The 12,023-nt window shown below is 63.0% G+C and carries 13 protein-coding genes; 6 read left to right on the plus strand and 7 right to left on the minus strand.

The features are described 5' to 3' along the window. From EN949_RS26525 to EN949_RS26535, 3 genes are all read right to left on the minus strand, one after another. On the minus strand, positions 1 to 685 hold a 685-nt coding region (locus tag EN949_RS26525), incomplete at its 3' end, for a LacI family DNA-binding transcriptional regulator (RefSeq protein WP_164782550.1). 98 nt (positions 686 to 783) lie between these two features. Then, entirely contained in the window at positions 784 to 1,113 is a 330-nt protein-coding gene (locus tag EN949_RS26530) for a hypothetical protein (protein ID WP_032898595.1), read from the minus strand. A 21-nt stretch (positions 1,114 to 1,134) separates the two neighbouring features. Continuing rightward, on the minus strand, positions 1,135 to 2,364 hold the full coding sequence (locus tag EN949_RS26535; RefSeq protein WP_127366137.1) for an MFS transporter: 1,230 nt from the start codon (positions 2,362 to 2,364) through the stop codon (positions 1,135 to 1,137). A gap of 169 nt (positions 2,365 to 2,533) precedes the next feature. Here EN949_RS26535 and EN949_RS26540 point away from each other — a divergent pair, with 169 nt between their 5' ends. Continuing rightward, positions 2,534 to 2,824: a DUF3175 domain-containing protein gene (locus EN949_RS26540; protein WP_027160693.1), complete on the plus strand. Its 291-nt coding sequence runs from the start codon at positions 2,534 to 2,536 to the stop codon at positions 2,822 to 2,824. Between the two features lie 14 nt (positions 2,825 to 2,838). On the opposite strand, the gene EN949_RS26545 is transcribed toward EN949_RS26540, so the two are convergent. Together EN949_RS26545 and EN949_RS26550 are read right to left on the minus strand one after the other, a co-directional pair. After that, positions 2,839 to 3,615, minus strand: coding sequence for a FadR/GntR family transcriptional regulator (locus tag EN949_RS26545; RefSeq protein ID WP_127366138.1), 777 nt, complete (start codon positions 3,613 to 3,615; stop codon positions 2,839 to 2,841). A gap of 308 nt (positions 3,616 to 3,923) precedes the next feature. Further along, positions 3,924 to 4,820, minus strand: a complete 897-nt coding sequence (locus EN949_RS26550) for an NAD(P)-dependent oxidoreductase (protein ID WP_013530858.1) — start codon at positions 4,818 to 4,820, stop codon at positions 3,924 to 3,926. Positions 4,821 to 4,939: 119 nt separating this feature from the next. Here EN949_RS26550 and EN949_RS26555 point away from each other — a divergent pair, with 119 nt between their 5' ends. Next, the gene (locus tag EN949_RS26555) at positions 4,940 to 5,878 is read left to right on the plus strand and encodes an NAD(P)-dependent oxidoreductase (protein WP_127366139.1); all 939 of its coding nucleotides are present in this window, start codon (positions 4,940 to 4,942) and stop codon (positions 5,876 to 5,878) included. A gap of 24 nt (positions 5,879 to 5,902) precedes the next feature. Here the strand turns inward: EN949_RS26555 and EN949_RS26560 are convergent, their stop codons facing one another. Together EN949_RS26560 and EN949_RS26565 are read right to left on the minus strand one after the other, a co-directional pair. Continuing rightward, complete coding sequence (locus tag EN949_RS26560) at positions 5,903 to 6,685, minus strand: FadR/GntR family transcriptional regulator (protein WP_024501539.1); 783 nt, start codon at positions 6,683 to 6,685, stop codon at positions 5,903 to 5,905. A 198-nt stretch (positions 6,686 to 6,883) separates the two neighbouring features. Further along, positions 6,884 to 7,873 (minus strand): sugar-binding protein, encoded by a 990-nt coding sequence (locus EN949_RS26565; RefSeq protein ID WP_013530855.1) that lies wholly within the window; start codon positions 7,871 to 7,873, stop codon positions 6,884 to 6,886. Positions 7,874 to 8,339: 466 nt separating this feature from the next. Here EN949_RS26565 and EN949_RS26570 point away from each other — a divergent pair, with 466 nt between their 5' ends. From EN949_RS26570 to EN949_RS26585, 4 genes are all read left to right on the plus strand, one after another. After that, complete coding sequence (locus EN949_RS26570) at positions 8,340 to 9,080, plus strand: ATP-binding cassette domain-containing protein (protein WP_013530854.1); 741 nt, start codon at positions 8,340 to 8,342, stop codon at positions 9,078 to 9,080. Positions 9,081 to 9,122: 42 nt separating this feature from the next. After that, the gene (locus EN949_RS26575) at positions 9,123 to 10,121 is read left to right on the plus strand and encodes an ABC transporter permease (RefSeq protein ID WP_013530853.1); all 999 of its coding nucleotides are present in this window, start codon (positions 9,123 to 9,125) and stop codon (positions 10,119 to 10,121) included. An 87-nt stretch (positions 10,122 to 10,208) separates the two neighbouring features. Then, positions 10,209 to 10,976 (plus strand): SDR family oxidoreductase, encoded by a 768-nt coding sequence (locus tag EN949_RS26580; protein ID WP_013530852.1) that lies wholly within the window; start codon positions 10,209 to 10,211, stop codon positions 10,974 to 10,976. 179 nt (positions 10,977 to 11,155) lie between these two features. Then, positions 11,156 to 11,983, plus strand: a complete 828-nt coding sequence (locus tag EN949_RS26585; RefSeq protein ID WP_024501541.1) for an AraC family transcriptional regulator — start codon at positions 11,156 to 11,158, stop codon at positions 11,981 to 11,983. Positions 11,984 to 12,023: the final 40 nt, after the last annotated feature.

Raw genomic sequence — 12,023 nt, forward strand, 5'->3', positions numbered from 1 at the left:
GCACCGGCGTGGTGGTGACGAGGCGCGGGTCGAACAGGCCCGCGGCCTCCATCGCCGCGCGATAGCCGGCAAGGCGCCGCTGCGAACGCGGATCCATGCGCGCGCCGATGAAGCCGATGCGGCGATAGCCGGCCTCGATCAGATGCTCGGTCGCCGCCCTCCCGCCATCGAGATGCGAGAAGCCGACCATCATGTCGACCGGATCGGGACCGGTTTCCATCACCTGCACCACAGGGCAGCCGGCACTTTCCAGCAGCTTTCGCGAAGCCGGCGTCTGATCGATGCCGGCGACGATCAGCGCCGCTGGCCGTTGCGAACCGAACAGCTGCAGCAGCCGCTCTTCCTCGAGGCCGGAATAGTGGGTGTTGCCAAGCTGGATGCGGAACGGGCTGGCCGACAGGCTGTCATAGATGCCGCGCACCACCTCGGCGAAGACGTTGTTGGTAAGCGACGGCACCAGCACGCCGAACACCTCGGCGCGCGCCGAGGCCAGCGCCCGGGCATTCGGGTCCGGCACGTAGCCCAGTTCGTCGACGGCGGCCTGGATCTGGCGGCGCAGCTCTTCGGACACACGCTCCGGCTCGCGCAGGGCGCGCGACACGGTGATGGCGCCGACGCCGGCCTTGCGCGCGACATCCGCGATGGTCGGGCGGCCGCCGCCCCGGCGCGTGCGCAGCTTGGTCAAAATCGAGTCCTCGCAAGATACAGATCGGAAGCCATCGCGCCCGCAGCCGTCATATGTTGTCAAAGTGGGATATTTATCCGCGCGCTTCCTTCTCGACGCTAGGTCAATGTCCGCTCCCCAAAGAGAAAAATCAGCAGAGAAAGAAGACCAAACGAGACTAAAAATCCGGCCCATGCTCCAAACAGGAGCTTGCGAAGCGATCGGAATTCGTCAGCAACAAGAAATCTGTTGAAACGGCTATTCCTGCGGCCGGCTCGCTCGCTCCAACCAAGTGATCTTTCCTCAGTAGTGTCTACAAGCGCCCCGGTTCTGCCGAGCACCAGGATAATCGAATAGAAAATTGCGGCGGCGCCTGCGAGGCATCCCGCGGTGCAGGCCCACACCGCTATTGTTAGAAGAATGGGCTTACCGTGAAGATCGAGATGCATTTTGTGCGCCCGGAATAAGGCTTAAGCTGCAACCGTCAATGATCGCCGCGACCGCCACAATAACAGAACGATAGCCAGTATATTCAAGATATTCCAGGCAATGCCGTTCAGGAACGCAGCCGCATAAGAGCCGGTCAAATCGTAGATCCAGCCCGACATCCAGCCGCCGATCGCCATGCCGAAGATGGTCGCCATCATGACGATGCCGATACGCTGGCCGGCCTCTCTGGCCGGCATGTAATCGCGCACGATGATCGCGTAGCAAGGCACGATGCCGCCCTGCGACAGGCCGAACACCAGTGACACCACATAGAGCGAGGCAAGCCCGTCGAACGGGATGTAGAACAGCAGCGACAGGCACTGCAGGACCGAGCCGATCATCAATGTCCACACGGCGCCGATACGGTCGGCGAGGAAGCCGGACGCCAGCCGGCTGACGACGCCGCCCGCCATCATGATCGACAGCATGTCGGCGCCATGTGCGACGCCGTAGCCAAGGTCCATGCAATAGGCGACGATATGCACTTGCGGCATCGACATCGCCACGCAGCAGCCGAGCCCGGCGACGACCAGCAGCACCTGCAAGGCCGCCGGCGACAGCGAGATCGGCTGCACCGACCGGCTTCCGGGCGAACCCGCGACGGCCGCCTCCGGGGCACCGCGCCGCAGCATCAGCACCAGCGGCACCATTGTCACCAGGCAGAAGATGCCGATTGCCGCATAGGTGAAGCGCCAGCCCTCCGCCTTCATCAGCGTCGGCATGATGGTCGGCCACAACGCCCCGGCAAGGTAATTGCCGGCCGCCGCCGCCGTGACCGCAACACCGCGACGGCGGTTGAACCAGTGCGAGATATCGGCGATCAGCGGCCCGAAGATCACCGACGTGCCGATGCCGATCAGCACCCCCTGGGCAAGCGTGAATTGCAGGATCGAGGTCGACAGCGCCGCGAGCAGCAGGCCCGCGGAAAGCGTAATCGAAGAGATCAGCGCCGGGATCCAGTAACCCATCCGGTCGATGGCGCGGCCGACCAGCACGTTGCCGGCGGCGAAACCGACCATGGTCGCCGTGTAAGGCATGGACGCCGCGGCGCGGTCGACGCCGAACTCGGCCTGCACGGCGGGCAGCACGACGACGACAGCCCACATGCCCACGGCGCCGATCGTCGCCAGCAGCATCGAGATGGCAAGCCGCATCCAGGCATAGGAGCTGTCGATGCCGGGGCCGGGCTGGAGGCTGTCGGTTCGGGTCAAGGCGTTTCCTGTCGGCGGTCTCGGAGATCGGCTGCCGTTTGCGCCACTATCGGCGCATTCTCAGGCCGCAGCAGCGCCACAGCGGGCAAATCCGTGGCTCCAGAGCCAGGGCGGAACCGATGCCGATGTGCGGAGTTTCCCGGCAACCACCCCGCAAAGGAGTCCTGCGATGACCGCCACCAGGAAAAAATGGTCGGCCGAGGTGACCGAGCACAGCAACGCAATGGATCTTGAGGATCACGTCTTCGAATCCGACGACGCCAGGAAGATCGCCGCCTCGCTGAAACGATCCGCCGAACACAGCCACAGGCGCAAGGCCGAGCCTTTTCAATCCGCCATGTCGATGCTGAATTTTTACATCAACCGCGCCGGCAAGAACTTGCCTGCCGCGCGCAAAAAAGTGCTTGAGGACGCCAAGGGCGAGCTGCGCAGCGCCTTCGGACGTGACAAGGATGATTAGCGGCCGGTCCGGCCCTACCGGGCGCGGATGACGCCGTCTGTGTTGGCGAGCAGTTTGCGCACAGCATTGCGCGCCGCGTCGGGGCGCTGCAGGCGGATGTTCTTCTCGATCGCCTCGTGCAGCTTCTGCGCGTGGTTGAGATCGTCGATCTCCCGTGTCGTATAGGCAAAGAGATGATCGAAGGCGGATTCGATCAGTACGCCGAGCGGCACCAGCAGGTCGTTGCCCGAAGCCCGCAGGATGGCGAGATGGAAGCGCGTGTCGGCGCGGGTCCGCTCCTGCAGGCTCGTCGCCGCGCCCATCTCACGGCAGGCCAGGCTGATCTCGGCCATCTGCTCGTCGGTTCTTCGCATCGCGGCGAACGCGGTCGCTTCCGGCTCGATGATATGGCGGAATTCCTGCACCGTCTTGAGGAACACTTCGCGGTCCGGCGACGTCGCGTACCAGGCCAGCACATCGCGATCGAGCAGGTTCCAGCGTTCCTTCGGCTCGACCCAGCTGCCGATCTTGGGACGTGAGGCCAAAAGGCTCTTGGCCATCAGCATCTTGATCGCTTCGCGCACCGCCGAGCGGCTGACGCTGAAGGTCTCCGACCATTTCGCTTCATTGGGCAGGATGGTGCCAGGCGGATAATCGCCGCGCACGATCCTGAGGCCGATTTCACTGGCCAGCGAGGCGTGGACGCTGGAGCCGGGAATACGCGCGGCGTCCGCCCGGCGAACGCCGCCCGGACGGTCCCCGGAGGCCGCTTTCCCCAACGATTCTTCCTTGTTCGGCTTCGCGTCCCGCATGGGGTCCAGAAAGTCCGTATTGAGCAGGCTGTCAAGCGCGGCAAGCGGCTTGCATCGCAAAGCTGCCCGCTGTGCACAGATCAGCCCCGATCCGCCGCTTGATTGGCATGTCGATATTCAGGTCAGGCCGAGCCGAGAATGATGGATTTCGAGAACCGGAGCGCAGCGTACTTTTGGGTACGTGAGCACCGGCCTACGCCGGCCGTAGCCTTGACTGCCACGACCACTCTTAAGTGCTTCGGCCGGCGAAGGCCGGAAGCGCAGAAAGCCGTCATTCGCAGGCCGGCATCACCTGAGTGTCGACATGCCTAGGCCTGCTTGACGTATTTGCGCCAGCTATGCTCCGGGCGGAAGCCCAGCACGTCGCGCGCCTTGCGGTTGGAGAGCAGCGTCTCGTATTCGCCGAGTTCGGCCTTGACCGGCACGCCGGGGTAGAACCGCTTCAAGAGTTCGGCTGTCGGCAGGTCGGACGAGGTGTCGTCATTGGCCGCGTTGAACACCTGATAGCCGAGCCCGTCCTTCTCTATGGCGCGCAGCGTGATCTGGCCAAGGTCGCGCGCGTCGACATAGCTCCAGGCGATGCGCTTGCGGAAACCCGGATCGGCGAACCATTTCGGAAACAGCGAATATTCGTGCGGCTCGATGACGTTGCCGATGCGCAGGGCATAAATGTCGGTGCCGTTGCGCTGCGCGAAGGCCCGCGCCGTCTTCTCGTTGACGACCTTGGACAAGGCATAGCTGTCCATCGGATCGACGTCATACTCCTCGTCGAGCGGGAAATATTTTGGATCGCGCGGCTCGTTGGCGAAGACCAGCCCATAGGTGGTCTCGCTGGAGGCGATGATTACCTTTCGGATACCGAGCTTAACTGCCGCCTCGATGACATTGTAGGTGCCGAGCGCATTGATGCGGAACACCTCGTTGTCGGTGGTGATCATGATGCGCGGGATGGCGGCGAAATGCACCACCGCATCGACCGGCTGCGGACGCAGCGAGGGGTCGAATTCATGCAGGCCCATATAGCTCGACAGTGCGTTGAACACCTGCCCGCTGTCGGTGATGTCGGTGATCAGCGTGCGCACCTTGGGGTTGTCGAGCGGCCTGGTGTCGATGTTGAGCACCTGGCAGCCTTGCTCGACCAGATACTGGACGACATGGCGTCCGGCCTTGCCGCTGCCGCCGGTGAACATGATCCGCTTCGTCATTTTGCTCTCCACATCCTCAGGAATTTATGTGTATTGTCAGACAATATCGCCATCCGCAACCACCCACGCCTGCAAAACGGCAGCGCCTGACATCAATCATTGCAACAGGACTTGAAGACATGAACACGACTGCCGCGAGCGAAAAGATCGGCTTCATCGGGCTTGGCCTGATGGGCCACGGGATCGCCAAGAACATCGTCGACAAGGGCTACAGCCTGACCTTTCTCGGCCGCAAGAACCGCAAGCCGGCGGAAGACCTGCTTGGCCGCGGCGCCACCGAAGCATCGACCTCGCGCGATGTGGCGGCGGCATCGACAATCGTCTTCATCTGCGTCACCGGTTCGCGCGAGGTCGAAGCCATCATTCGCGGCCCGGGCGGCCTCAAGGAGGGTTTGAAGAAAGGTTCCGTCGTCGTCGACTGCTCGACCTCCGACCCGGTCTCGACCATTGCGCTTGCCGCTGAGCTCAAGGCGCTCGGCATCGACTTTGTCGACGCACCGCTCAGCCGCACGCCGAAGGAAGCCTGGGAAGGCACACTCGACGCCATGGTCGGCGCGCCGGACGCCCTCTTTGCCAGGGTGAAACCGGTAATCGAAACCTGGGCCGGCCGCATCGTCCATATCGGCGACACCGGCGATGGCCATCGCATGAAGCTGCTCAACAATTTCATCTCGCTCGGCTACGCCGCGATCTATTCCGAGGCACTGGCACTGGCTGAGAAGGTCGGCATCTCGCCGCCGCGCTTCGACAGCGTCATCCGCAATGGCCGTATGGATTGCGGCTTCTACCAGACCTTCATGCGCTGGACGCTGGAAGGTGACCGCAACGCGCACAAATTCACCATCGCCAACGCCTTCAAGGACCTGACCTATCTGGAATCGATGGCGGGTGCGGCCGGCATTGCCAACCCGCTCGGCAACGCCACCAAGAACGCCTTCGCCGGTGCTCATGCAACCGGCCCGGCCGAGCAATTCGTACCGATGCTGGCAACGCATATCGGCAAGGTGAACGGCGTCGACCTGATGCCGATGAAGGATGGCAAGAAGCAGACCATTTAACCGATTGCCCAACGCAGGCGCCGATCACCGCCTCCAGCGCCCGATCCCTTCATCGGTATCCGCAAGCAGCTTGTGCACGGCGTTGCGCGCGGCGGCCGGGCGCTGCAGGCGGATGTTCTTTTCGATTGCCTCATGCAGCTTCTGCGCCTGGCGCTGATCGGCCACCTGCTGTGTCGTGAATGCGAAGAGATGGTCGAGCGCCGACTCGATCAACACGCCGAGCGGCACAAGGAGGTCGTTGCCGGAGGCGCGCAGGATGGCCAGATGAAAGCGCGTATCGGCGCGGATACGCTCCTGCAGGCTCAAGGCCTCGCCCATCTCGCGGCAGGCCTGGCTGATTTCCGCCATTTGCTCGTCACTGCGCCGTATGGCGGCAAAGGCCGATGCTTCCGGCTCGATGATATGACGAAACTCCTGCACGGTTCGCAGGAACGCCTCGCGGTCGGGCGCCGTCGCGTACCAGGCCAGCACGTCGCGGTCGAGCAGGTTCCAGCGCTCCTTCGGCTCGACCCAGCTGCCGATCTTGGGGCGTGAGGCCAACAGGCTTTTCGCCATCAGCATCTTGATGGCTTCGCGCACCGCCGAACGGCTGACATTGAAGATCTCGGCCCATCTGGACTCGTTGGGCAGGATGGTGCCGGGCGGATAGTCGCCACGCACGATCCGCAGGCCAATCTCGCCGGCCAGCGAGACATGGACGCTCGCTCCCGCAAAATGCGCGGCACCGGCCTTGCGCATGACAGCCGGGCCGTGGCCGGCTTGTGCCTTGGCCCGGTCGGTTCGCTTGCTTGACTTCTCGTCCGGCATCCACGTTCCAATGCGTCGACCGTCTGTCGTCCGGACTGGTCCGAACCGCACGGGCGCCGATCTCGTTGCCGAAAAATCCAGATCACGGGCGCAGCAAAGCCGGAGCCGGTTGCCCCAACCATTGCGTCCGTTCGGGAATTATCGCTTCCGTCCAGGAATGACGGGGCGCCCGCAGCCGGGCGCCCCGAAATCGAGAACCTACTTCTGGATGCAGGTGTCGACCGTATCCTTGGTGCACTCGTCGAGGCCGGTGAACACCGGATCGGCGACCGCCTTGCCCTCGATCAGGTCGATCATCACCGACGGTGCCTTGTAGCCCATTTCGAACGGCCGCTGGCCGACCAGAGCCGTTACAAGGCCATCACGAGCGATCGCAATCTCGTCGCCGATCGTGTCGGCGGCGCCGATGACGAAGTCATTGCTGGCGATCCGGTCCTTGAGCGGTCCGAACAGATCGCGATAGGGCTGCGGCGCGCCGAACAGCGGCCAGCCGCCCATGATCCCGAAGGCGTCCAGCTTGGGGTTGGCGGCGAGGATGTCGGTCATCGCCTGCACGCCCTTGGCGCCATCGTCGTTGGTGAACACCGGGCAGCCGGCGACTTCGGTCCAGCCACCTTCACCGGCAAGTGCGGCGAGGCCCTCCTTGCCCGACAGTGCGTCACGCATGCCTTGCGCACGGCGCAGGATGTTGTCGGCTGCCGGGTTGCCTTCGATGGTGCAGATCGTGCCACCATTCGGCTTGCCCTTCTTGATGTACTCGCCGATCTTCTTGCCCATCAGGTAATTGTCGGTACCGAGATAGGTCTTGCGAAGGCCTGCGTCTTCCTTGCTGAGATCGGCGTCGACCGTCATGATCGGGATCGACGGATTGGCACTCTTGATCGTCTGCGCGATCAGCGGCGCGTTGGACGGCGAGATCGCCATCGCCACCGTGTCGGCCTTGCTCAGCATGTCCTGGACGATCTGCGCCTCGCCGGCCTCGTCCGAAGTCGACGCCGGACCGGTGTAGAAGCATTCATATTCCGAGCTGGCGTTTTCCTTGTTCCATTTCTCGCAGCCCTGGTGGATGGCCTCGAAGAACGGATTGTCGAGACCTTTCACGACAATGACGAGCTGTTTCTTGGCCAAAGCCGGCCCGGCACCCAACGCCATGGCGGCGACGGCGGCGAGCAAAAGTGTTTTCCTCATGTCAGTCCTCCCTTGAAACAAACGGACACGGCGTGCCCGCCATACAGATCGACCGGATGCGTGATGACCGAGGGTCGTTTCGCGAGCGCTCGTGTCGCCAGGACAGATCGATAAGCATTTCCAGATTCGGCTTCAGATCAGCTCACACACAGGTGCCGCCGGATCCTGGACCGTCAAACCTCCGCCAATTCCGGCCGGCGAACCGCCAGCGGGGATCGGCATAATCTCCTCCGACGCTTAGCTAATATCGGCTTGGCGCCAACGTCAATGCTATTTGTCCTACAAAACGGATTTTTAAAATAGTCCTGGCCCAATTCGTCCGACAATTGATTGACGTGCGCCGGCTTTTGCGTAAAAGAACGCTAACGCCGTCTTCGGGAGGAGCCGGGGAGAGCGAGGCCAAAGCAGCGTCGGCATCCACGCCGGTAACAGCTGCAGGTCGCAAAACACGGGGAGGCAAAGGCTGGTGGCGGTTCTCGAACTCACCAACATCTCAAGGCATTTCGGCGCTATCCAGGCCGTCAACGACGTTTCGCTGTCGATCGAGCCCGGACAGGTGGTCGGCCTGATGGGCGACAACGGCGCCGGCAAGTCGACGCTGGTCAAGATGATCGCTGGCAATTTCCGCCCGAGCCATGGCACCATGCACATGGACGGCAAGGAATTGATCCTGCACAAGCCGGCGGAAGCCCGCCAGCACGGCATCGAGATCGTCCACCAGGACCTTGCGCTCTGCAACAATCTGACTGCCGCCGCCAATGTCTATCTCGGCCGTGAGTTGCGGCGGGGCGTGGGGCCGTTCCGGATCCTCGACTATGCCTCGATGTACAAGCGTGCCGGCCAGCTCTTCGCCGAATTGAAGTCCGAGACCCGTCCGCGCGACCTCGTCAAGCAGATGTCGGGCGGCCAGCGCCAGGCGGTGGCGATTGCCCGCACCATGCTGTCGCAGGCCAAGATCGTGCTGATGGACGAACCGACGGCGGCGATCTCGGTGCGCCAGGTCGCCGAAGTGCTGAACCTTATCCGCCATTTGCGCGATCAGGGCATCGCCGTCGTTCTGATCAGCCACCGCATGCCTGACGTGTTCACCGTCGCCGACCGCGTCATCGTCATGCGGCGCGGGCGCAAGGTCGCCGACAAGACGATTGCGTCGAGCTCGCCCGAGGAAGTCACGGGGCTGATCACCGGCGCTATCGAACAGGTTTGATTTCAAGCGAATTCCACCACGCACAGCAGATGAAGGTCGACGATGGCACTGACAATTGACCAGCCGATCGAGCATAAGCAGCAATCCTTGGCCGCGAGACTGTTTGCCAGCCAGACTTTCTGGGTGGTGATCGCGGTCATCCTTGCCTGCGTGTTCCTGTCGTTTGCCACCGACGCTTTCGCCACCTCGAAGAACCTCTACAACATCACCCGCAACATCACCTTCGTCGCCATCATCGCGCTCGGCATGACCTTCGTCATCATCACCGGCGGCATCGACCTGTCTGTCGGCTCGGTGCTGTGCCTGTCGTCGATGGTGCTGGCCGTCACCATGCATGCCGGCTACTCGATCGAGGTCGGCATCCTGGCCTCGATTGCCACCGCGCTCGCCATTGGCGCCTTCAACGGCGTGCTGATCGCCTATCTCGGCTTTCCACCCTTCGTGGTGACGCTCGGCATGCTGTCGATCGCCCGAAGCCTCGCCATGGTCGCCTCCAACAACACGGTGGTCTTCCAGTTCGGGCCGGACCATGCCAAGCTTCTGTCATTGGGCGGCGGCGCCTGGGTGTTCGGCATCGCCAACCCGGTGCTTTACATGATCCTTCTGGCGCTGATCACCGGCTTCATCCTGCGCTGGACCAAGTTCGGCCGCCATATTTTCGCCATCGGCGGCAATGAGCACGCGGCAACGCTGACCGGCGTTCCGGTGCGCCAGATCAAGGTTGCCGTCTACATGATCTCGGCACTGTCGGCGGGCATTGCGGGCATCATCCAGACCGGCTGGCTGGGTGCCGTCACCACCAATCTCGGCACCGGCATGGAGCTGCAGGTAATCGCCGCCACCGTCATCGGCGGCGCCAATCTGGCCGGCGGCGTCGGCACCGCCTTCGGCGCCATCGTCGGCGCGGCCCTGATCGAGGTGATCCGCAACAGTCTCGGCCTGCTCGGCATCAATGCCTTCTGGCAAGGCGTCTTCATCGGCGGCGCCATCCTGCTGGCGGTGCTGTTCGACCGCATCCGCAATTTCCGCCGCAGCGACTAGAACCATGATCCCGAAAAGTGGAAACCGGTTTTCTCGGACAAACGGAACCGTTTGTCCGGAGATCATGGTCAAACAAAAGACGGTTTGATGGCCAACTCCCTGTTCAGCCTCGAGGGCCGGCTGGCGCTGGTGACCGGCTCCGGCCAGGGCATCGGCTTCGCGCTGGCTCGGGGCCTGGCCGAACATGGGGCAAGCGTGGTGCTGAACGGCCGCGACGCCGCCAGGATCGACAGCGCCGTCGAAAAGCTGCGCAACGCCGGCTTCAAGGCGCACGCCTCGGTATTCGACGTCACCGATTTTCAGGCGGTCAACGAGGACATTGCCCGCATCGAGGCCGAGATCGGCGCCATCGACGTCCTCATCAACAATGCCGGCATACAATTCCGCGCCCCGCTCGAGGACTTTCCCGAGGAGCAATGGGAGCGCCTGTTCAAGACCAATGTGTCGGGCGCCTTCCATGCAGCCAAGGCGGTCGCCCGCCACATGATCCCGCGCCGCAAGGGCAAGATCATCAACGTCGGTTCGGTGCAGAGCGAACTGGCAAGGCCGAACATCGCGCCCTACACCGCCACCAAGGGCGCGATCCGCAACCTGACAAGGGGCATGTGCGCCGATTGGGCCAAACACGGCCTGCAGATCAATGCGATCGCGCCCGGCTATTTCCGTACCGAGATGAACCAGGCGCTGGTCGACAATCCCGAATTTTCCGCCTGGCTGGAAAAGCGCACGCCGGCCGGGCGCTGGGGCAATGTCGACGAGTTGATCGGCGCCGCGGTGTTCCTTGCCTCCGACGCCTCGTCCTTCGTCAACGGCCATACGCTGTATGTCGATGGCGGCATGACGGCTTCGGTTTGAGGTTGGCAATTCTCCCGACCGCTATTCGTTCCAGTGCGTATCGCTCAGTCTGAAAATCCGGCCTCACTGGCCGTCATTCGCCCTCGCCGCCCGCGCGCGTCTTGACGCGGCCCCGAACTCGGCCGCACAATCCCCACTGCAGGCGAAGGGAGGCCAGTCGCCTGCGGGAGGATATACCCATGACGGAAGCGATCAGGCTCTACTGGGGCCGGTTCGGACATGTTTCTATCCTGAATGTCGCAAGCGACTTCGTCACCCATGCCCATGTCGAGGCCCATCTCATCATCTGGCTGGAAGGTACGGCCGGCGAAATGACCATCGGCCGCGAGACCGTCCGGCTTGGGCCTGGAACGGCCGCCGGCATCAACTCCTTCCAGCCGCACAGCCATGTTCTGTCGCAAAACGGGACGCCCGGTCTGTTTCTCGCCTTCTACATCGATCCCGACTGGGCGCGGCGCCGCCGCGACCTGCCTTCGTCGGCGCCGCTGTTTTCACAAGCCGCGATCACGCTGGAACCGTGGCTGCATCAGGCCGCCGCCAATCTGCTCGACCACCTCAGCGACAATGAGAGCGTCGACGATATCGCCAACTACGAGATCGAGCGTTTCATCGATAGCGTGCTCGACGCCGCCGACGCCTCGGCGCCGCAGGAGGCCCGTGTCCGCATCAACACCATGCAGGATTTTCGTGTCCGCAAGGCAATCCAGTTGATGAGAGCCAATGTCTGCGAGCGCATCTGCTTCGACGACGTGGCGCGCAGCGTCGGCCTGTCGCGACCGCATTTCTTCGCTTTGTTCAAGGAACAGACCAATCTGACGCCCAATGTCTACTGGAACACGCTGCGCATGGAGGAAGCGGTGCGGCAGCTGCAATGGTCGCAGGAACCGCTGATCTCGGTCGCCTGCAATCTCGGCTTCACCACGCAGGGCAATTTCTCGCGCTTCTTCCGCGACCATGTCGGCGTGCCGCCGACGCTCTACCGCGAGGCCGCGCGGGCGATCGCCTGAGCCAACCGCCCTTTTTCAGACTCCCCGCCCTTTTTCAGAC

This window comes from Mesorhizobium sp. M7A.F.Ca.US.007.01.2.1 (assembly GCF_003998165.1).
In the GTDB taxonomy this organism is placed as follows: Bacteria; Pseudomonadota; Alphaproteobacteria; order Rhizobiales; family Rhizobiaceae; genus Mesorhizobium; species Mesorhizobium ciceri.